Annotated in this window: 2 protein-coding genes; both read right to left on the bottom strand. The window is 73.1% G+C overall.

The features are described from left to right. Positions 1-29 precede the first annotated feature (29 nt). Positions 30-18,524 (bottom strand): type I polyketide synthase, encoded by an 18,495-nt coding sequence (locus OHT01_RS01755; RefSeq protein WP_328551292.1) that lies wholly within the window; start codon positions 18,522-18,524, stop codon positions 30-32. A gap of 33 nt (positions 18,525-18,557) precedes the next feature. Further along, on the bottom strand, positions 18,558-24,104 hold the full coding sequence (locus OHT01_RS01760) for an SDR family NAD(P)-dependent oxidoreductase (protein WP_443043349.1): 5,547 nt from the start codon (positions 24,102-24,104) through the stop codon (positions 18,558-18,560). Positions 24,105-24,108 lie beyond the last annotated feature (4 nt).

Raw genomic sequence — 24,108 nt, forward strand, 5'->3', positions numbered from 1 at the left:
GGCTGTCGTTAAAGGTAGGGCGCCAAGAACTAGGAATTTTCTAGATCTTGATCGATCAGATCGAAGATGTCGTCGATCGTCGCGTCCTGGAGTTGTCGCTGCGCATCGGCTGATTCCGCGCCTTGCTCCCCGGCGGAATTCACCAGGGACAGCAGTTCCTGGAGCCGCCTCCGCACCCCCGACCGGACCGTCTCCTCGGCCGAGGCGGCCGTCGAGATCACCGACTCCAGCCGGTCGAGTTCGCTGAAGACCGACGCCTCCTCCGGGCCCGGCTCGCCGGCGAGTTCGCTCCGCAGGTGGCGGGCGATCGCCTCGGGCGTCGGGTGGTCGAAGACCAGCGTCGCGGGCAGGGTCAGGCCGGTGTCGGCGGTGAGCAGGTTGCGCAGCTCCACCGCGGTCAGGGAGTCGAAGCCGAGGTCCCGGAACGCCAGGTCCGGTTCCACCACCGCGGAGCCGCTGTGGCCGAGTACGGCCGCCGCGTGCGCGCACACCGTGTCCACGAGCAGGCGTTGCTGTTCGTCCTCGGACAGCGTGGACAGTTTCGCGGTGAGCGCGGACGGCTCCGCGGCCTGCTCGGCAAGCTCCTCCGCGAGGGCGTCCCTGACCTCGGGCAGGTCGCTCAGCAGCGCGCTCGGCCTGCTGACGGTGAACGGGACGACGAACCGCTCCCAGTCCACGTCGGCCACGGTGACCGTGTCGTCCCCGCCGCTCAGCGCACCGTGCAGCGCGGAGATCGCCCGGTCCGGCCGCAGCACGGTCAGACCGCGCTGCCGCAGCCGCTCCTCGTCCCCGGTGTCGGCGACCATGCCGCCCTCGCCCCACGGCCCCCAGGCGATCGCGGTCGCGGCGAGGCCCCTGGCCCGCCGGTGCTGCGCCAGGCCGTCGAGGAAGGCGTTCGCGGCGGAGTACGCGGCCTGCCCGCCGCCTCCCCACACGCCGGAGACGGAGGAGAAGAGGACGAAGGCGTCCAGTTCCTGATCACCGAGCAGTTCGTGGAGGTGCACGGCCCCGAGGGCCTTCGCGGCGACCGTCGCCGCGAAGTCGCCCAGGTTCGTCTCGGCGAGCATGCCCGCCTCGGCGGTGCCGGCCGTGTGGACGACGGCGTCCACCGGGTGCTCGGCGAGCAGCGCCGCCAGCGCCTCACGGTCGGCCACGTCACAGGCGGCGACGGTCACGCGCACTCCCGCCTCCTCCAGCTCGGCCTTGAGGCCGGCGGCGCCGGGGGCGTCGGGGCCTCGGCGGCCGGCGAGCACCAGGTGCTCGGCACCGGCACCGGCGAGCCAGCGGGCCACGTGCCCGCCCAACGCACCCGTACCACCGGTGATCAGCACCGTGCCGCGCGGCGACCAGGAACGGTCGCTCCCGGCTGCGGGCAGACGGGACAGGCGCCGCGCGAACACCCCGCGGTCGCGGATCGCGACCTGGTCCTCGGCCGACTGGCCGAGCACCGCGACGAGGTGGCCGACGACCCGGTCGTCGACGGTGCCGGGAAGGTCGACGAGACCGCCCCAGCGCTGCGCGTGCTCCAGCGCCGCCACCCGGCCCAGACCCCAGACCTGGGACTGGTACGGGTCCGCCACCTCGTCGGCGGGGCTCACGCCCACCGCGTTCCGGGTCGCGTACCACAGCGGGGCGCCGATGCCCGTGTCGCCCAGGGCCTGGACGAGCAGGACGGACAGCGTGACGCCGACGGGCAACGCGGCGGCCTCCGGTGCGGCCCCGCCGTCGACGGCGAGCAGCGACAGGACGCCCGCCACGGTCTCGTCACCGGCCGCTCGGGCGAGCTGCGCGGTCAGGTCCTCACGGCCGGTGTCCGGCTCGACCGGGACCGGCAGCGGGGCCAGGCCCCGCGCGGTCAGCCCGCGGAGGCAGGCGGTGACCCAGTCGTCGCCCAGTTGCGCGGCGCTGACCGGAACCAGCCATATACCGTTCCGGGCAGGGCTCTCCGGGGAGGGGTCGGGTATCGCTTTCCAGGTGACGCCGTAGCGCCAGCCGTCCACGACGGACTGCTCCTTGCGCTGCCGCCGCCACGACGACAGCCTCGGCAGTACGTCGCTGAACGCCTCCCCTGCCCCGATGTCGAGCGTCTCGGCGAGGGACTGCAGGTCCTCGCGCTCGACGCTCTCCCAGAACTCCGTGTCCCCCGGATCCGCCGCGACCGCAGCGGCGGCAGCGGTTTCCGGGGCGTCGACCCAGTACCGCTCGTGCTGGAAAACGTAGGTGGGCAGGTCGGTCTTCCGCGCACCGGCGAAGAACGAGCTCCAGTCCAAGGAGGCTCCGTGCACGTGCAGTTCGGCGAGCGCGGTGAGGAGGGCCTGCTGCTCGGGGCGGCCGGCTCGGAGTACGGGGACGGTGACGATGTCGTCCGCGCAGGCCTGTGCGAGGGCGCTGAGGACTCCGCCGGGGCCGATCTCGACGAACGTGGTCACGCCCAGGCCGTGCAGGGTCCCGACGCCATCGGCGAAGCGGACCGCCTCACCCACGTGCCGCACCCAATATTCAGGGGTGTAGGCCTCGACGAGCCGACCCGTGAGGTTGGAGACCACCGGAATCCTCGGCTGACTGAACGTCAGACCGCTGACGACCTCCGCGAACTCCTCCAGCATCGGGTCCATCAACGGCGAATGGAACGCGTGACTGACCTTCAACCGCGAGGTTTTGCGGCCCTGTTGGACGAAGACCTCAGCGATCCCCAGCACGGCGCCCTCGGCACCGGAGACCACCACCGACCGAGGCCCGTTGACCGCCGCGATCCCGACCTCGTCGGTCAGATACGGCAGCACCTCGTCCTCGGTCGCCTGCACCGCCACCATGGCGCCACCCGCGGGTAACGCCTGCATCAACGCGGCACGCGCCGACACCAGTCGCACGGCATCGTCCAACGACAGCACCCCGGCCACATGCGCGGCAGCGATCTCACCGACCGAATGACCAGCCACGTAGTCCGGCCGTACGCCCCACGATTCGAGGAGACGGAACAGCGCCACCTCGACCGCGAAGAGCGCGGGCTGGGCACACCCGGTCTGATGCAGAGTCTCGGCATCGACATCGACCGGCGCGTCCAGACGCGCACACACCTCGTCATACGCATCGGCGAACACAGGGAACGCCGCATACAACTCACGCCCCATACCGATCCGCTGCGAACCCTGACCCGAGAACAGGAAACCGACCTTGCCTCCCGGCCGCCCCTGGACGACTCCGGGCGACGGCGTTCCGGCTGCCAGGCGTTCCAGTCCGCGGCGGAAGTCGTCAAAGCTCTCGCCGATGACGGCCGCCCTGTGGCGCAGGGTGCTCCGGGTGGTGGCCAGCGAGAAGCCGACATCGGCCGGTGACGTGCCGTCCTCCACGAAGTCCAGCAGCCGTCGTGCCTGGTCGCGCAGAGCATCGCGGGTCTTGGCGGAGAGGACCCACGGCAGGAGCGCCGGGGCCGGAACGGCTGTGGCCTCTTCGACCGGGGCCGGCGGGGCCTGTTCGATGATGGTGTGGGCGTTGGTGCCGCTGACGCCGAAGGACGAGATCGCGGCACGCCGCGGGCGGTCCGACTCGGGCCAGTCGACGGCCTCGGTCAACAGCCGGACATCACCCGCCGACCAGTCCACGTGCGGCGTCGGCTCATCGGCGTGCAGGGTCCGCGGCAGGATGCCGTGGCGCATCGCCATGACCATCTTGATGATGCCGCCGACGCCCGCCGCGGCCTGTGCGTGACCGATGTTGGACTTCAACGAGCCCAGCCACAAAGGCCGTTCACGCTCTTGCCCATAGGTCGCAAGCAGCGCCTGTGCCTCGATCGGGTCACCCAGCCTCGTGCCCGTGCCGTGCGCCTCCACCGCGTCGACGTCGGCGGTGGTGAGGCCCGCGGAGGTGAGCGCCTGCCGGATGACCCGCTGCTGGGCGGGGCCGTTGGGCGCGGTCAGGCCATTGGACGCGCCGTCCTGGTTCACCGCACTCCCCCGCACGACGGCCAGCACCTGGTGGCCGTTGCGCTCCGCGTCGGACAGCCGCTCCACCAGGAGCATGCCGACGCCCTCGGCCCAGCCCGTGCCGTCCGCCCCGGCACCGAACGCCTTGCACCGTCCGTCGGGCGACAACCCGCGCTGCCGGCTGAACTCCACGAAGGCACGCGGGGTGGACATGACCATCACGCCCCCGGCGAGCGCCATCGTGCACTCGCCGTTACGGAGGGCCTGGGCCGCCCAGTGCAGCGCCACCAGCGACGACGAACACGCCGTGTCGACGGTGACCGCCGGGCCCTCCAGACCGAAGGTGTAGGCGATACGGCCGGACATGATGCTCGCCGAGTTGCCCGTACCGAAGAAGCCCTCGGAATCGTCGATCGCGTTGAAGGCGTGGGCGGCGTAGTCCTGGTAGCCGGAGCCGACGAAGACTCCGGTACGGCTGCCGCGCACCGACTCCGCGTCGATGCCCGCCCGCTCGAACGTCTCCCACGAGGTCTCCAGCAGCAGCCGCTGCTGCGGATCCATCGCCACGGCCTCACGCGGACTGATCCCGAAGAACCCCGGATCGAACTCCCCCGCCTCGTACAGGAATCCACCACGGCGCGCGTACGTCTTGCCGGACACATCCGGGTCCGGATCGTAGATGCCCTCCACGTCCCAGCCCCGGTCCGCCGGAAAATCGCCGACCGCGTCGCCACCGGACACCACCAACTGCCACAGGTCCTCCGGCGAACGCACCCCGCCCGGATACCGGCACGCCATACCCACGATCGCGATGGGGTCGTCGTCCTCGGCGGGCGCGGCGGCGGCTTCCGGCGCGGCCGCGATGGCGAGGCCGGTGAGCTCGGTGCGCAACTGCCGGGCGATTGCCTGGGCGTTGGGGTGGTCGAAGACCAGCGTGGGCGGCAGTGCGAGGCCGGTCTCGACGTTGAGTTTGTTGCGCAGTTCGACGGCGGTGAGAGAGTCGAAGCCCAGGTCCTTGAAGGCCCGGTCGGCCTCGACCTCGCCGACGCTGTTGTGGCCGAGGACGGCCGCCGCATGGGTGCGGACGAGGTCGACCAGCAGCGCGTACTGCTCGGTCTCGGGCATCCCGGTGAGGCGGTCGGCCAAGGCGGAGGCGGCGGCCGTGCCGGGCCCACCGGCGGTGCTGCCCGCGGTGAGGATCCGCTCGGCCTCCGGGAGATCGCCGAGCAGGGCGCTCGGGCGGCCCATGGCGAACGGGGGCAGGAACCGCTCCCAGTCGACGTCGGCCACTATGGCGGTCGCCTCGCCGGAGTCCAGCGCCTGCCGGAGGCCGGCCAGGGCGAGCGTGGCGGGCATCGGAATCAGGCCGCGGCGGCGCAGTCGTTCGTCCGCGCCGTCGGCCTCGGCCATGCCGCCGCCGGCCCACGGGCCCCAGGCCACGGAGGTCGCCGGCAGGCCTTGGGCGCGGCGGCGTTCGGCGAGTCCGTCGAGCATGGCGTTGGCCGCCGCGTAGGCGGCTTGGTGGCCGCTGCCCCACACGCCGGCGATGGACGAGAAGAGGACGAAGGCGTCGAGTTCCCGGTCGGCGAGGAGCGCGTCGAGGTGCAGGGCGCCGGCTGCCTTGGCGGACAGCACGTCGGCGAAGGAGCCCGGTGTCATGGCCTCCAGCGGCTCCAAGTGGTCCGCGCCCGCCGTGTGGACGACGGCGTCCACCGGGTGCTCGGCGAGCAGCGCGGCCAGCGCCTCACGGTCGGCCACGTCGCACGCGGCGACGGTGACACGGACACCGGTCGCCTCCAGCTCTGCGAGGAGACCGGCCGCGCCCGGCGCGTCGGGGCCTCGGCGGCTCGTGAGCAGGAGGTGTTCGGCACCGGCACCGGCGAGCCAGCGGGCCACGTGCCCGCCCAACGCACCCGTACCACCGGTGATCAGCACCGTGCCGCGCGGCGACCACCGCTGCCCGGCCCGGGTGTTCCTGCGGGCGGCGGTGCGGGACAGCCGGCGGCCGAACACGCCGCGGGCGCGGATCGCGATCTGGTCCTCGGCCGACCGGCCGAGCACCGCGGCGAGGCGGTCGGCGACCCGGCCGTCGACCATGTCCGGGAGGTCGATCAGACCGCCCCAGCGCTGCGCGTGCTCCAGCGCGGCGACCCGGCCGAGGCCCCAGACGGCGTTCTGAGCGGCGCTCGGCACCGTGTCCGCACGGCCGGTGGACATGGCGGACCTCGTGAGCACCCACAGCGGGGCGTCGATGCCCGCGTCGCCCAGGGCCTGGACGAGCGCGAGGGACAGCGCGGTGCCGACGGAGAGAGCCGTGTGTCCGGTGTGGGGACGCTCGTCGGTTCCGAGCAGGGAGATCACACCGTCGAACGTGGTCTCGCGCACTGCCTCGCCGAGCTGCCGCAGCAGTGCGCCGCGGTCGGCGGCCGGGTCGACCTCCACCCGGACCAGCCGGGCCCCGCGGGCGGCGAGCCCGTCGGCGACGGCGGCGGTCCACTCGACAGCCTCGTCCTCGGTGTCCTCGGTGTCCTCGGTGACCAGGAACAGCCAGTCGCCCGGCAGTTCGTGCGCCCGGAAGCCGCTGAGCGGTTTCCAGCCCGTGCGGTAGGACCAGCCTTCCACGACGGACTCCCGGCGCTGCTGTCGGCGCCACGCGGACAGCCGGGGCAGCACCGCGTCCAGTTGCTCGGCGGGCAGGTCGAGGGTGGCGGCGAGGGACTGGGCGTCCTCGCGCTCCACCGTCGCCCAGAACCCGGCCTCCACGGCGTCGGTCCCCGCGACGGCGGCGGCCGTGGGCGCGGTGGTCTCCAGCCAGTACCGCCGGTGCTGGAAGGCGTAGGTGGGCAGGTCGGCGCGCCGGGCGCCGCGGCCGGCGAAGAACGCCTGCCAGTCGACGGGGACGCCGTGCACATGGAGTTGCGCGAGGGCGCCGGTGATCGCCTCGGACTCGGGGCTGCCGGACCGTGCGGAGGGAACGGTGACCGCGCCGTCCAGGCAGCCCTGGGCCATGGCGCTCAGCACCGCACCGGGGCCGGTCTCCACGAACGTGGTCACGCCCAGCTCGGCCAGGGTCCGGATGCCGTCGGCGAAGCGCACGGCCTCGCGGACGTGCCGGACCCAGTAGTCCGCCGTGTACGCGTCGACGAGCTCACCGGTGAGGTTCGAGACGACCGGTGTCCGGGGTGTCTCGAAGCGCAGACCGCCGACGACGCGGGCGAAGTCCGCCAGCACGGGGTCCATCAGCGGCGAGTGGAACGCGTGGCTCACGGTGAGCCGGGAGGTCTTGCGGCCCTCCCGGGCGAAGTGGTCCGCGACGGCGGCCACGGCGTCCTCGGCTCCGGAGACCACGACGGACTGCGGGCCATTGACCGCCGCGATGCCGACATCGTCGGTGAGGTGCAACAGCACCTCGTCCTCAGTGGCCTGGACGGCGATCATCGCCCCGCCGGCGGGCAGCGCCTGCATCAGCGCGGCACGAGCCGTCACCAGTGCGGCCGCGTCCTCCAGCGACAGGGCACCGGCCACGTGCGCGGCCGCGATCTCGCCCACGGAGTGCCCGGCCAGGAAGTCCGGCCGCACACCCCACGATTCGAGCAGGCGGTGCACGGCGACCTCGTGCGCGAACAGCGCGGGCTGGGTGAAGACGGTGCGGTTCAGCTCCTCGCCGTCCTCGTGACCGTTCTCGCCGAAGGCCACGTCCCGCAGCGGCCGGTCGAGGTGCCGGTCGAGGTGAGCGCACACCTCGTCGTACGCCTCCGCGAAGACCGGGAACGCCTCGTACAGTTCCCGCCCCATGCCGATGCGCTGCGAGCCCTGCCCGGAGAACAGGAACCCGACCTGACCGGCGTCGGCACGGCCGAGGGCGACGCCGGGAGCGGGCGCCCCCGCGGACAGGGCTCGTAGGCCCTCGACGATCCGGCCGTGGTCGGCGCCGACCACGGCGGCGCGGTGCTCCAGGGCGGTCCGGGTGGTGGCCAGCGAGAAGCCGACGTCGGTGAGGGACGGTTCGGTGCCGTCGGCGGTGAGGGACAGCAGGCTCTCGGCCTGGGCGCGCAGCGCGGCCTCGGACTTGCCGGACAGGACCCACGGCACGGTTGCCGAGGAGACCTCGACCGGTGCGACGGCGGCCGGTTCGGCCGGCGGGGCCTGTTCGATGATGGTGTGGGCGTTGGTGCCGCTGACACCGAAGGACGAGATCGCGGCCCGGCGCGGGTGATCGGTCTCCGGCCACTCCACGGCCTCGGTCAGCAACCGGACATCACCGGCCGACCAGTCCACGTGCGGCGTCGGCTCATCGGCGTGCAGGGTCCGCGGCAGGACACCGTGGCGCATCGCCATCACCATCTTGATCACACCGGCCACGCCGGACGCCGCCTGCGCGTGACCGATGTTGGACTTCAACGAACCGAGCCACAGAGGCCGGTCCTCCGGGCGGTCCTGGCCGTACGTGGCGAGGAGCGCCTGCGCCTCGATCGGGTCACCCAGAGCGGTGCCCGTACCGTGCGCCTCCACCGCGTCGACGTCGGCCTCGGTGAGCCCGGCGGAGGCCAGGGCCTGCCGGATGACCCGCTGCTGCGCCGGACCGTTCGGCGCGGTCAGCCCGTTGGACGCCCCGTCCTGGTTCACGGCACTGCCCCGTACCACCGCCAGGACCTCGTGACCGTTGCGCACGGCGTCGGACAGACGCTCCACGAGCACGACGCCCACGCCCTCCGCCCAGCCCGTGCCGTCAGCACCGGCACCGAACGCCCTGCAACGGCCATCGGGCGACAACCCGCGCTGACGGCTGAACTCCACGAACGCGGCCGGTACGGCCATGACGTTCACCCCGCCCGCGACGGCCATCGTGCTCTCGCCGCTCCGCAGCGACTGCATCGCCAGGTGCAGGGCTACCAAGGACGACGAGCACGCCGTGTCGACGGTGACCGCCGGGCCCTCCAGCCCGAACGAGTAGGCCACGCGCCCGGAGACGACGCTCGCGGCGCTGCCGGTGAGCAGGTGGCCCTCGACGCCTTCCGGGACCTGCTGAAGGCCCGTGCCGTAGCCCTGGTAGGACATGCCGACGAACACGCCGGTGCGGCTGCCCTTCAGGGAGGCCGGGTCGATGCCGGCCCGCTCGAACGCCTCCCACGAGGCCTCCAGCAGCAGTCGCTGCTGGGGGTCCATCGCGAGCGCCTCGCGCGGCGAGATCCCGAACAGCGCGGCGTCGAAGTCACCGGCGTCGTAGAGGAACCCGCCGTCACGCGCGTAGGTCTTGCCGGGGGTGCCCGGGTCGGGGTCGTAGAGGTCCTCGACGTCCCAGCCGCGGTCGGTGGGGAAGCCGGAGATCGCGTCGCCGCCGGACGTCACGAGCTGCCACAGGTCCTCGGGCGAGCCGACGCCACCGGGAAGGCGGCAGCTCATGGCCACGATCGCGACGGGTTCGTCGCCGACGGCGGCCGTGCGCTGCTCCTGCGGCACGGCGCCCCGCGAACCGAGCAGTTCGGCGTGAAGGAACCGGGCCAGGGCCGTGGCGTTCGGGTAGTCGAAGACCAGCGTGGTGGGCAGCTTCAGGCCGGTGTCCGCCGCAAGCTTGTTGCGCAGTTCGACGGCGGTGAGCGAGTCGAAGCCGAGGTCGTTGAACGCCCGGCCGGGCTCCACCGCCGCGGCGCCGCCGTGGCCGAGCACGGCGGCCGCGTGTGTGCGGACGAGGTCCACCAGCGTACGGTCCTGCTCGCCCGCCGACAGCCCGGTCAGCTTCGCGGCGAGCGCGTTGCCTGCTTCGGCGCCGCCGGAGGCCGGCGCCTCCAGGGCGCGGCGCGCTTCGGGCACGTCGGAGAACAGGGCGCTGGGGCGGATGACGGTGAACGGGCCGATAAACCGCTCCCACTCGAAGTCCGCGACGGTGAGGGCGGTCTCGTCGTCGGCCAGCGCCTGCTGGAGCGCGGAGACCGCGAGGGCGGGCTGCATGGGCGGCAGGCCGCGGCGGCGCAGCATCTCCTCCCCGTCGCCGATGGCGGCCATGCCGCCATCGGTCCAGCCGCCCCAGGAGACGGCGAGCGCGGTGCGCCCGTGTGCCCGCCGGTGCTCGGCGAGGGCGTCCAGGTAGGCGTTGGCCGCCGCGTAGGCGCCCTGGCCGGCGCCGCCCCAGATGCCGGCGCCCGAGGAGAACATGACGAACGCGTCGAGCTCCTGACCGGCCAGCAGTTCGTCCAGGTGCATGGCACCCGCGGCCTTGGCCGCCACCGTGCCGGCGAACCCGGCCGGGTCGGAGTCCTCGATCATGACGTGCTCGCCGACGCCTGCGGCGTGGACGACGGCGTTGACGGGGTGTTCGGCCAGCAGAGCCCGCAGGGCGTCACGGTCGGCCGCGTCACAGGCCACGACGGTCGCGGCCGCGCCGAGCTCCTCCAGCTCCGCGACGAGCTCCGCGGCGCCGGGGGCGTCGGGGCCGCGGCGGCCGGCGAGCACCAGGTGCTCGGCACCGGCACCCGCGAGCCAGCGGGCCACGTGCCCGCCCAACGCACCCGTACCACCGGTGATCAGCACCGTGCCGCGCGGCGACCACTTCTGGGCGGGGCCGGTGGCTCGGGAGGCTCGGACCAACCGTCGCCCGAAGACGCCCGAGGCGCGGACCGCCACCTGGTCCTCGGCCGTCTGGCCGAGGACGGCGGCCACGCGGGCCGCGGTGCGGGCGTCCAGCAGATCGGGCAGGTCGAGCAGTCCGCCCCAGCGCTTCGGGTGTTCCAGCGCCACCGCCCGGCCGAAGCCCCACACCTGCGACTGCAGTGGGCGGTCCACGCGGTCGGAGCGGCCGGTGGCCACCGCACCGCGCGTGGCGCACCACAGCGGGACGTCGACGCCCGCGTCGCCGAGCGCCTGCACCAGGCGGAGGGTCGCGGCGAGGCCGTGCGACAGGCCGGGGTGGCCGGCCGAGGCGCTCTCGTCCTCGGCGAGCAGGGACAGCACGCCGGTCACCGGGCCGACGCCGGCCAGCTCGCGGGCCAGCGCCCCGCGGTCGGTGCCGGGCCCGGCGACGAGCGTCATCAGTTCCAGACCGTGCTCGCCGAGCGCGGTGCGGACCGAGGCGGTCCACTCGCTCTCCCCGGCCACGACGAGCAGCCAGGTCCCGGACGCGCCGGGCCGAGGGAGCGCGCCGAGCGGCTTCCAGGTGACGCGGTAGCGCCAGCCGTCGACCACGGACTGCTCGCGGCGCTGACGGCGCCACGCGGACAGCCGGGGCAGCAGCGCGCTCAGCGAGGCGTCCGCGGCGACGCCCAGGGTCGCGGCGAGGGATTCCGCGTCCTCGCGCTCCACGCTGTCCCAGAAGCCGGAGTCCGCCGCGTCGGCCGGGGTGGCCGCGGCCAGATCCTCGTCCCCGTCCCCGTCCAGCCAGAAGCGCTCGCGCTGGAAGGCGTAGGTGGGCAGGGTGACGCGATGAGCGCCGGGGAAGAGGGCCTGCCAGTCCAAGGAGGCGCCGTGCACGTGCAGTTCGGCGAGCGCGGTGAGGAGGGCCTGCCGCTCGGAGCGGTCGGCTCGGAGTACGGGGACGGTGACGACGTCGTCCGCGCAGGCCTGTGCGAGGGCGCTGAGGACTCCGCCGGGGCCGATCTCGACGAACGTGGTCACGCCCAGGCCGTGCAGGGTCCCGACGCCATCGGCGAAGCGGACCGCCTCACCCACGTGCCGCACCCAATATTCAGGGGTGTAGGCCTCGACGAGCCGACCCGTGAGGTTGGAGACCACCGGAATCCTCGGCTGACTGAACGTCAGACCGCTGACGACCTCCGCGAACTCCTCCAGCATCGGGTCCATCAACGGCGAATGGAACGCGTGACTGACCTTCAACCGCGAGGTTTTGCGACCCTGTTGGACGAAGACCTCAGCGATCTCCAGCACGGCGTCCTCGGCACCGGAGACCACGACCGACCGAGGCCCGTTGACCGCCGCGATCCCGACCTCGTCGGTCAGATGCGGCAGCACCTCGTCCTCGGTCGCCTGCACCGCCACCATCGCGCCGCCGACGGGTAACGCCTGCATCAACGCGGCACGCGCCGACACCAGTCGCACGGCGTCGTCCAGCGACAGCACCCCGGCCACATGCGCGGCAGCGATCTCACCGACCGAATGACCGGCCACGTAGTCCGGCCGTACGCCCCACGATTCGAGGAGACGAAACAGCGCCACCTCCACCGCGAAGAGCGCAGGCTGGGCGCACACGGTCTGATGCAGGCTCTCGGCATCGACATCGACCGGCGCGTCCAGACGCGCACACACCTCGTCATACGCATCGGCAAACACAGGGAACGCCGCATACAACTCACGCCCCATACCGATCCGCTGCGAACCCTGACCCGAGAACAGGAAACCGACCTTGTCCTCGGGGCGGGTTCGTCCCAGCGTCACGTTCGCCGCCGGTTGGCCGGTGGCGAGGGCGGTGAGGGCTTGCCGGAGCTTGTCCGGGCCCTCTGCCAGGACCACCGCGCGGTCCTCGAACGTCTCGCGGGAAGCCAGGGAGAGGCCGATGTCGGAAGCCGTCCAGCCGTCGTTCGCGTCGAGGTGGCCGGCCAGCCGGGCCGCCTGGGCACGCAGCGCCGGCTCGCCCTTGCCCGACAGCACCCACGGCACGAGGGCGCCGGAATCGGGCGTGTGAGGCAACTCCGCTGTGGCTGGAGCCTGTTCGATGATGGTGTGGGCGTTGGTGCCGCTGACGCCGAAGGACGAGATCGCGGCACGGCGCGGGCGGTCCGACTCGGGCCAGTCGACGGCCTCGGTCAACAGCCGGACCGCGCCCGCCGACCAGTCCACGTGCGGCGTCGGCTCATCAGCGTGCAGGGTCCGCGGAAGGACACCGTGGCGCATCGCCATCACCATCTTGATCACACCGGCGACACCCGCCGCCGCCTGGGTGTGACCGATGTTGGACTTCAACGAGCCGAGCAGGAGCGGTCGTTCACGCTCCTGGCCATAGGTCGCAAGGAGCGCCTGCGCCTCGATCGGGTCACCCAGCCTCGTGCCCGTACCGTGCGCCTCGACGACATCCACATCGCCCGGAGCGAGCCCGGCGGAGGCCAGGGCCTGCCGGATGACCCGCTGCTGCGCCGGACCGTTCGGCGCGGTCAGCCCGTTGGACGCCCCGTCCTGGTTCACGGCACTGCCCCGAACCACCGCCAGGACCTCGTGACCGTTGCGCACGGCGTCGGACAGACGCTCCACGAGCACCACGCCCACGCCCTCCGCCCAGCCCGTGCCGTCAGCACCGGCACCGAACGCCCTGCAACGGCCATCGGGCGACAGACCGCGCTGACGACTGAACTCCACGAAAACACTCGGACCGGCCATGACGGTGACGCCGCCGGCCAGCGCCATCGTGCTCTCGCCGCTCCGCAGCGACTGCATCGCCAGGTGCAGGGCGACCAGGGACGACGAGCACGCCGTGTCGATCGTGACGGCGGGCCCTTCGAGTCCGAAGGTGTAGGCCACCCGGCCCGAGACGACGCTGGACGCGCCGCCGACGAGCCGGTGTCCTTCGACGCCTTCCGGCGTGCGGCGCACATCGGCTCCGTACCCCTGGTAGGCCATGCCGACGAAGACCCCGGTCCGGCTGCCGCGCAGTTGCGCGGGGGCGATCCCGGCCCGCTCGAAGGCCTCCCACGAGGTCTCCAGCAGCAGTCGCTGTTGCGGGTCCATCGCCAGGGCCTCACGCGGCGAGATCCCGAAGAAGCCGGCGTCGAAGTCGGTGGCACCGTAGAGGAATCCGCCGTCGCGCGCGTACGTCTTGCCGAGGCGGTCGGGGTCGGGGTCGTAGAGGGCCTCGACGTCCCAGCCGCGGTTCGACGGGAAGGCGGAGATGGCGTCGCCGCCGGACGTCACCAGGTCCCACAGCGCCTCGGGCGAGTCGACGCCGCCGGGCAGGTGGCAGCTCATCGCCACGATGGCGATGGGCTCGTCGTCGGCGGACGCGTGACGCTCCTGCTCCCCAGCGACCGTCGATCCGAGCAGCTCGCTCTCCAGGAAGCGGGCGAGCGCCGTCGCGTTGGGGTGGTCGAAGACCAGCGTGGGCGGCAGCGCGAGGCCGGTCGCCGCGTTCACCTTGTTACGGAGTTCGACGGCGGTCAGGGAGTCGAAGCCGAGGTCCTTGAAGGCCCGATCGGGCTCGACCTCCACCGCCGAGGAGTGGCCCAGGACGGCCGCGACGTGCGCGCGGACCAGGTCGATCAGGGTCTCCGTGCGCACGGACTCCGGCAGTCCGGCGAGCCGGGCCGCCAGGGGCGCGGCGCCCGTGGCTGCGTCGGCCGGTACGGCGGTGCCGGCGCGGCGCACTTCGGGCAGCTCGGACAGCAGGGCGCTCGGGCGGCCGAGGGTGAACGGTCCGATGAACCGTTCCCAGTCGATGTCGGCCACGACGACCGCGGTGTCGTCGCGGTCCAGGGCGCGCTGGACCGCGGTCACGGCGAGTGCGGCGGGCAGGGTGACGACGCCGCGGCGGCGCAGGTGCTCCTCGTCGGCGTCGGTGACCATGCCGCCGTCGGCCCAGGGGCCCCAGGCGATCGCGGTGGCGGCCAGGCCCCGGGCCCTCCGCCGCGCGGCGAGCCCGTCGAGGAAGGCGTTACCGGCCGCGTAGGCGGTCTGCAGTCCGCTGCCCCACACGCCGGCGATCGAGGAGAAGAGGACGAAGGCGTCCAGCTCGCGGTCGCCGAGCAGTTCGTCCAGGTGCGCGGCACCGCGGGCCTTCGCCTCCACCGTGTGGGCGAAGTCGGCCGGCGTCAGCTCGTCGAAGGGGGCGAACTGTTCGACGCCCGCGGCGTGGAAGACGGAGGTGAAGGTGTGCTCGGCGAGCAGCGCCGCCACCGCGTCCCGGTCGGTGACATCGCACACGGCGAGGGTGACAAGCGCGCCCAGCGCCTCCAGTTCGGCCTTGAGCGCGGTCGCGCCGGGCGCGTCGGGGCCGCGGCGGCCGGCGAGCACCAGGTGCTCGGCACCGGCACCGGCGAGCCAGCGGGCCACGTGCCCGCCCAACGCACCCGTGCCACCGGTGATCAGCACCGTGCCACGCGGCGACCACGGCCGGCCGACGCCGCTTCGGGCATGGGCGAGCCGGGCGGTGAACACGCCGGTGGCGCGGACGGCGACCTGGTCCTCCTGGCCATCGTCCTCCTGGCCATCAGCAGCGCCGGCTCCCTGGCTCAGTACGGCGGCGATGCGGCCTGCCGCGCGCTCGTCGACGGCCGCGGGCAGATCGATCAGGCCGCCCCAGCGCCGGGCGTGCTCCAGGGCCAGGGCGCGACCGAGGCCCCATACCTGGTTCTGCTCCGCGCTGAGCGGTGCGTCGTCGGAGCGGCCGGTGGCGGCTGCGCCGCGGGTGGCGCACCACAGCGGCGCGTCGACGCCCGCGTCGCCCAGCGCCTGGGCCAGGGCCACGGTCTGCACGAGGCCCTGGGAGAGCGCGGGGTGCTCGGGCGAGGCGGTCTCGTCGGTCGCGAGCAGCGACAGGACGCCGTCGAGCGGTCCGGCTTCGGCTGCGGCCCGGGTCAGCTCCTCGGCCAGGGACGCACGGTCGGCGAAGGCACCGACCGTCAGCGGGACCAGACGCGCGCCGCGTCCGGCGAGGGCGGCTCGGACCGTCCCGGCCCACTCGTCGCCCTCGGGCGCGGCGAACAACCAGGTGCGGCCGGAGAGGTCACCGGCGGACAGGCCGTTGAGCGGCTGCCAGGCCAACTGGTAGCGCCAGCCGTCCACAGCGGACTGCTCGCGCCGCCGGCGCCGCCAGGCGGACAGCTTCGGGACCACGACGTCCAGTTCTTCGGGGCTCAGCCCCAGCGTGGCGGCGAGGGACTGGGCGTCCTCGCGCTCGACGCTCGCCCAGAACTCGGCGTCGACCGCGTCCACGGCGGCCGTCCCGGCCTCGGGGGCCTCCAGCCAATAGCGCTGCTGCTGGAAGGCGTAGGTGGGCAGGTCGACGCGTCGGGCGCCCGGGAAGAAGGCCTGCCAGTCCACTTCGGCGCCGCTGACGTGCAGTTCGGCGAGTGCGGTGACGACGGCCTGCGGCTCGGGACGGTCACCACGCAGCACGGGCACGGCAACCACGTCGTCCACACAGCCCTGCGCCAAGGCGCTGAGGACGCTGCCGGGGCCGATCTCCACGAACGTAGTCACACCCAGCTCGTGCAAGGTCCGCACACCGTCCGCGAAGCGCACCGCCTCACGGACGTGCCGCACCCAGTACTCGGGCGTGTACGCCTCGGCCAGCCGACCGGTGAGGTTCGAAACGACGGGAATCCGCGGCTCCTCGAAGGCCAGACCGCGAACGACCTGCGCGAACTCCTCCAGCATCGGATCCATCAACGGCGAATGGAACGCGTGACTGACCTTCAGGCGGGACGTCCTACGACCCTGCTGCCGGAAGACCTCGGCAATCGCCGTGACCGCGTCCTCGGCTCCGGAGACCACGACGGACTGAGGCCCGTTGACCGCCGCAATCCCGACCTCGTCCGTCACATACGGCAGCACCTCGTCCTCGGTCGCCTGCACAGCAACCATCGCCCCACCCGCGGGCAGCGCCTGCATCAACGCGGCACGCGCCGACACCAGCCTCGCCGCATCCGCGAGCGACAACACACCCGCCACATGCGCAGCCGCGATCTCACCCACCGAATGACCCGCCACATAATCCGGCCGCACACCCCACGACTCCAGCAACCGGAACAGCGCCACCTCCACGGCGAACAACGCCGGCTGCGCCGAACCCGTCCGATTCAACTCCTCCGAGTCGGCATCGACGTCGACACCGACATCGACCGGCGCGTCCAGGAGCGCGCACACCTCGTCGTACGCCGCCGCGAACACCGGATAGGACGCATACAGCTCCCGCCCCATCCCGACCCGCTGCGAACCCTGACCCGAGAACAAGAACCCGGTCTTGTCGCCGTGGCGGGTCGCGTTGTGGACGACGGCCGCGGACGGGGTGCCGGACGCCAGTGCCCGTACGCCTTCGGTGAGTTCGTCCAGGCTCTCGCCGACGACAGCCGCGCGGCGGTCCCAGGCGGTGCGCGTCGTGGCGAGAGAGAAGCCGATGTCGGCCGGGGAACGGCCGGGGCCGCTGCGGCCGTCCTCCAGGAAGGAGAGCAGGCGCTCCGCCTGGGCGCGCAGCGCCGCGTCGCTCTTCGCCGAGAGCACCCACGGCAGCACCGGGTCGGCCGGGGACCCGGCCGACCCGGCGGCGGGCTCCTCGTCGAGGGCCGGGGCCTGCTCGATGATCGTGTGCGCGTTGGTACCGCTGACGCCGAAGGACGAGACCGCGGCGCGGCGGGGGTGGTCCGACTCGGGCCACTGGACGGCCTCGGTCAGCAGCTTGACGCCGCCCGACGACCAGTCGACCTGAGCGGTCGGCTCGTCCACGTGCAGCGTCCGCGGCAGGACGCCGTTGCGGATGGCCATCACCATCTTGATCACACCGGCGACACCGGCGGCGGCCTGCGTGTGGCCGATGTTGGACTTGATGGATCCCAGCCACAGCGGCCGGTCGCCCGAGTGCTCCTGGCCGTACGTGGCGAGCAGCGCCTCCGCCTCGATCGGGTCGCCGAGAGCGGTGGCCGTGCCGTGCGCCTCGACCGCGTCGATCTGGGAGGCGGTCAGGCGTGCGTTCTCCAGCGCCTGCCGGATCACGCGCTCTTGCGACGGGCCGTTCGGGGCCGTGAGGCCGTTGGACGCGCCGTCCTGGTTGACGGCGCTGCCGCGGATGACGGCCAGCACGTCGTGGCCGAGCCGGCGGGCGTCGGACAACCGCTCCAGCAGGAGCACGCCGACGCCTTCGGACATGCCGGTGCCGTCGGCCGTCGAGGAGAACGCGCGGCAGCGCCCGTCGGGCGACAGGCCGCGCTGCGCGCTGAACGCGATGAAGGTGTTCGGCGTGGCCATCACGGTCACGCCGCCGGCCAGGGCGAGCGAGCACTCGCCGCGGCGCAGCGCCTGGGCGGCCAGATGGAGCGCCACCAGCGAGGACGAGCAGGCCGTGTCGACGGTGACCGCCGGGCCTTCGAGGCCGAGGGCGTAGGAGATGCGGCCGGACACCACGGCGGCGGTGTTCGCGGTGACGAGGTGGGCCTCGATGTCACTGTCGCCCCGCCGCTGGAGGTAGGCGTGGTCCTGGCCGTTGGTGCCGACGAACACGCCGGCCCGGGTGCCGCGTGCGGTGACGGGGTCGATGCCCGCGCGTTCGAGGGCCTCCCAGGACGTCTGCAGGAGCAGCCGCTGCTGCGGGTCCATGACCTGGGCCTCGCGGGGGGAGATCCCGAAGAATGCGGGGTCGAACTCGCCGGCGTCGTAGAGGAAGCCGCCCTCGCGCACGTATGTGCGGCCCGTCCGCCCGGGCTCGGGGTCGTAGACCGTGTCCAGGTTCCAGCCGCGATCGGTGGGGAACTCGGACACGCCGTCGCCGCCCGAGGCGACCAGTTGCCACAGGTCCTCGGGCGAGCCGACGCCGCCCGGGTAGCGGCAGGCCATCCCGACGATGGCGATGGGCTCGGTGTCCTTCGCCTCCAGCTCACCCAACTGCCTGCGGGTCTGGCGCAGGTCCACCATCACGCGCTTGAGGTAATCCCGGAGCTTGTCGTCGTTCGACATCTTTACGTCCTCGGTAGCAGTGCGTGAGATGAGTCAGTGGGACCCGAGCTCTTGGTCGATCAGGTCGAACATCTCGTCGTCGGTGACGGCGTCGATCCGGTCGGGGTCGAAGTCGCGGCCGGGGTCGGGGCCGGCGTCGGCGGTGTTCGCCGCGGCGTCCTGGTGGGTGTCGGTCCACTTCCAGAGCAGCGCCTTGAGCCGGGCGGTGACCTTGTCCCGCACCGCGTCCTGTGGGTCGAGCGCGGCGAGCCGCGCCTCCAACCGGTCCAGTTCGCCGAGCACGGGCGGGGCCTCGGCGGTGAGGTCGAGCACCAGGGACTTGTGGAGGAGCCGGGCGATCGCGACGGGGTTGGGGTGATCGAAGACCAGGGTGGGCTTGAGCCGGAGCCCGGTCGCGGCCTTGAGCCGGTTGCGCAGCTCCACGGCGGTCAGGGAGTCGAAGCCGATGTCCCGGAAGGCCGTGGTGGGCTCGATGCGGGCAGCGGTGGCGTGGCCGAGGGCGGCTGCCGCCTGCCGGCGCACCAGGTCCAGCAGTACCTTCTCCTGGTCGGCCTCCGGTATCCCGGCGAGGCGGCGGGCCAGGGCGGGGGTCCGTGCGGCCGCGGTCTCGTCGGCCGCGGCGCCGGTGTCGCCGACGAGGCCGCGGAGGACGGCGGGCAGCATGTCGGCGCGGGCCATGGCGCGCAGTCCTGGAAGGTCCAGCCGGACCGGCACGATCACCGGCCGGTCCACGGTGAGAGCGGCGTCGAACAGGGCCAGCCCCTCCGCCGGAGTGAAGGGCACGACCCCGGCCCGCCCGATCCGGTTGCGGTCGGCGTCGGTGATCCGGTCGCCCATGCCGCCGTTGTCCGTCCACAGGCCCCAGGCCAGCGAGGTGCCGGGCAGGCCCGCGGCCCGGCGCTGCCGCGCCAGCCCGTCGAGGAAGGCGTTCGCGGCGGCGTAACCCGCCGCGCCGGCGCTGCCCAGGACTCCGGCCAGGGAGGAGAAGAGCACGAACGCGGAGAGGTCCAGGTCCCGCGTCAGCTCGTGCAGGTGCAGCGCCCCGTCGGCTTTCGGCCGCAGTACGGTGTCCAGGCGCCCCGGCGTCAGGGCGGTGACCACGCCGTCGTCCAGGGCCGCCGCCGCGTGCACCACGGCCACGAGCGGGTGCTCAGCCGGGACAGAGGCCAGCAGTTCCGCGAGGGCGTCCCGGTCCGCGATGTCGCAGGCGGCCACGTCGACGTGCGCGCCCAGTTCGGAGAGCGCGGCGACGAGTTCGCCGATGCCTTCGGCCGCGGGGCCCCGTCGGCTGGTCAGCAGCAGCCTCCGTGCGCCGCGTTCGGCGACGAGGTGCCGGGCGAGCGACCGTCCGAGGCCACCGGTCGCCCCGGTGAGCAGCACGGTCCCCTCGGGGTCCCACGCGTGAGCGGTGGGCTCCTCGGGCGGGGTGATCCGGGCGAGGCGCGGCACGTACAGCTTTCCGTCGCGCACCGCGGCCTGCGGTTCGTCCAGAGCGGCAAGGGCCGCGGCCAGCGCCGGGGTGAGGCCGCCGTTCGAGACCATGCCGCCGTTCGTGACCGAGTCGTCCGCGTCGACGAGCAGGAGCCGGTCCGGGTGCTCGGACTGGGCCGACTTCACCAGACCGGAGACCGCGACGTGCGCGAGGTCCAGAGCCGTGCCGTCCAGCTCGACGGCTCCGCGCGTCATCACCACGAGCCGCGCGTCGGAGAACCGCTCGTCGGCGACCCACTCCTGGACGGCCGACAACACATCGGCCAGCAGCCCGCGCGTCGCGGCGGCGGCATCACCCTCGCTCGGGGCGCAGGTCAGGAGGACATGGGCAGGCAAGGCCGCGCCGCCGTCGACCGCCCTGCGGAGCCCGTCGAAGTCGGAGTGGGAACCCTCGTTGCCCAGGACCGCCCACGCGGCTTCGGGAGCGGTGGCGGGTGCGGGGGCCAAAGCCTCGGTGTGCTCGACCCAGTCGACCTCGAACATCCGGTCCTGGTGCGCCACGCGCGAGGCCAGCACCTGCTGTGGGGACATCGACCGTGTCCGGAGGGACGCGACCGAGGCGACGGGAGAGCCGTCGGCGTCGGACAGTTCGATCGCCACCGCGTCGTCGGCGACGGGCCGGATGCGTATGCGTACGGCCCCGGGCCCCGGAGCGTGCACGGACATGCCGCTCCAGGCGTGGGGCATGAGCACCTTGCCGGAGTCTTCGGCGCGGCTCGACGCCAGCATGCCGAGTGCGCTGTCCAGCAGTACGGGGTGCAGGACGTAGCGGTCCGCCCGGTCCCGCTCCGCGACAGTCAGTACGGCCTCGGCGTACAGCTCGTCCCCCGCGCGCCAGGCGGCGCGCAGGCCCGGACGGCCCTCGACGTCCACGGGTTCGGCACCCGTCGGCGGCCACATCATCGTGTCGAACTCCGGCGCCGGATCGTTCCGGGTGAGCTCTGCGGTGACGTGGCACACCCACGGCTCGCCGGCACCACCCGCAGTGGCCCGGCTGAAGACGCGCACCGAGCGCCGGTCGGGGTCGTCGCCCGCACCGACCTGCACCTGGACGCGGACGGCGCCCTGTTCGGCCAGAACCAGCGGGGCGCCCACGTCGAGCTGTTCCAGGTGCGGGAACCCGGTCTGCCGTCCCGCGGACAGGGCGAGCTCCACGAACGCGGCGACCGGGAGCACCGGCACGCCGCCGACCGTGTGTTCCGCCATCCAGGGCATGTCGGCCGGGGACAGCCGGCCGGTGAACAGCACGTCCGGCGCCCCGGCGGTCTCCACCATCGCGCCGAGCAGGGCGTGGCCGGAGGAGTCCAGACCCGCCGAGGACACGTCGAGCGCGACCGTGCCTTCGAGCCAGTAGCGCTCGCGCTGGAAGGCGTACGTGGGCAGGTCGACGCGCCGGGCGCCGGGGAAGAGCGCCTGCCAGTCCGGGGAGACACCGTGTGCGTGCAACTGCCCGAGGGCGAGAGTGAGCGCCTGGGGTTCGGGGCGGTCGGTGTGCAGGGCGGGAACGGTGACGACGTCCGCGTCGTCGAGGCAGCTCTGCGTGAGGGCGCTCAGCACGCCGCCGGGGCCGATCTCCACGAACGAGGTCACACCCATCTCGTGCAAGGTCCGCACACCGTCCGCGAAGCGCACCGCCTCACGGACGTGCCGCACCCAGTACTCGGGCGTGTACGCCTCGGCCAGCCGACCGGTGAGGTTGGAGACCACCGGAATCCGCGGCTCCTCGAAGGCCAGACCGCGAACGACCTCCGCGAACTCCTCCAGCATCGGATCCATCAACGGCGAATGGAACGCGTGACTGACCTTCAGGCGGGACGTCCTACGACCCTGCTGCCGGAAGACCTCGGCAATCGCCGTAACCGCGTCCTCGGCTCCGGAGACCACGACGGACTGAGGCCCGTTGACCGCCGCAATCCCGACCTCGTCGGTCACATACGGCAGCACCTCATCCTCGGTCGCCTGCACCGCCACCATGGCGCCACCCGCGGGCAGGGCCTGCATCAACGCGGCACGCGCCGACACCAACCTCGCCGCATCCGCCAGCGACAACACACCCGCCACATGAGCAGCCGCGATCTCACCCACCGAATGACCCGCCACATAATCCGGCCGGATGCCCCACGACTCCAGCAACCGGAACAGGGCTACCTCGACGGCGAACAACGCGGGCTGTGCCGAACCCGTCCGATTCAACTCCTCCGAGTCGACATCGACCGGCATGTCCAGGAGCGCGCACACCTCGTCGTACGCCGCCGCGAACACCGGGTACGCCTCGTACAGCTCACGCCCCATGCCGATCCGCTGCGAACCCTGGCCCGAGAACAGGAACCCGCACTTGCCCCGGTCGGCACCGGCGTGCCCCGTCACCACCTGTGCCGCGGGCTCGCCCGCCGCGAGGGCGGTCAGCCCCGCGCACAGCTCTTCCCCGTCGGCTCCGACGACCGCCGCCCGGTGCTCCAGCGCCGAGCGGGTGGCCGCCAGCGAGAACCCCACGTCGGCCGGGGACACGGCCGCGAGGTCCACGGACGACAGCAGTCGCTGTGCCTGCTCCCGCAGCGCCTCCCCGGTCTTCGCGGAGAGTACCCACGGCACCACCGTGGTCCGGGCCCGCAGCCGTTCCTCGGCCACGCCCTCGTCTTCGCGTTCGCCCTCGTCTTCGCCGTCGGTCCTGTCGTCGGTCCTGTCGTCGGCCGGGTCCTCCGCCTCCGGTTCGGGCGCCTGCTCAAGGATGATGTGCGCGTTGGTGCCGCTGATCCCGAACGACGAGATCCCGGCCCGACGAGGGTGGTCGGTCTCCGGCCACGCGATCGCCTCGGTCAGCAGCTCGACCGAGCCGGCCGACCAGTCGACCTGCGGGGTCGGCCGGTCCACGTGGAGCGTCTTCGGCAGCACGCCGTGCTGCATCGCCAGCACCATCTTCATCACGCCGGCGACGCCCGCCGCCGCCTGCGTGTGACCGATGTTGGACTTCAACGAGCCGAGCAGGAGCGGTCGTTCGCGCTCTTGTCCATAGGTCGCCAGCAGTGCCTGCGCCTCGATCGGGTCGCCGAGGTTCGTGCCCGTGCCGTGTGCTTCGACGGCGTCGACCTCCTCGGCGGACAGCCGGGCTCCGGCCAGCGCTTCGAGGATCACGCGCTGCTGCGAGGGGCCGTTCGGCGCGGTCAGGCCGTTGGACGCGCCGTCCTGGTTGACGGCGCTGCTCCGGACGACGGCGAGCACCCTGTGGCCGAGCCGGCGGGCGTCCCGCAGCCGCTCAACGAGCAGCAGGCCGGCGCCTTCGGACCAGGACGCGCCGTCCGCCGCCGCCGCAAAGGACTTGCACCGGCCGTCGGGGGCGAGCCCACGCTGGCGGCTGAACTCGATGAAGGCGCTCGGGCCCGCCATGACCGTCACGCCGCCGGCAAGCGCCATGGAGCACTCGCCGCCCCGCAGCGCCTGCACGGCGAGGTGCAGGGCGACGAGCGAGGACGAGCAGGCGGTGTCGACGGTGACCGCAGGGCCCTCGAACCCGAAGGTGTAGGCAATGCGTCCGGAGGCGACGCTGCCGGAGTTGCCGGTGCTCATCAGCCCCTCGACCCCCTCGGGGAGGACGCCGGGCGTGAAGCCGTAGTCGTGGTACATCAGGCCGGCGAAGACGCCGGTGCGGCTGCCCTTGAGGCCGGCGGGGTCGATGCCCGCGTGTTCGAAGGCCTCCCAGGCGGTCTCCAGCAGCAGCCGCTGCTGCGGGTCCATGGCCAGCGCCTCGCGCGGCGAGATCCCGAAGAACTCGGCGTCGAAATCAGCCGCGTCGTGCAGGAAGCCGCCCCGCCGGGTGTAGACCTTGCCGGGCCGCTCGGGGTCGGGGTCGTAGAGCGCGTCGACGTCCCAGCCGCGGTCCTCGGGAAACGGCGAGATGGCGTCTTCGCCGTCGGCCAGCAGCCGCCACAGCTCCTCGGGGGAACCGACGTCGCCGGGGAACCGGCAGCTCATGCCCACGATGGCGATGGGCTCCTGGTCGCGGGCCTCCAGCTCGCGCACGCGCCGCCGGACCTGGCGCAGGTCGGTGGTGGCCCGCTTGAGGTAGTCCCGGAGTTTGTCCTCGTTCATCATCGGT

The sequence above is a fragment of the Streptomyces sp. NBC_00358 genome (assembly GCF_036099295.1).
Lineage (GTDB): Bacteria > Actinomycetota > Actinomycetes > Streptomycetales > Streptomycetaceae > Streptomyces.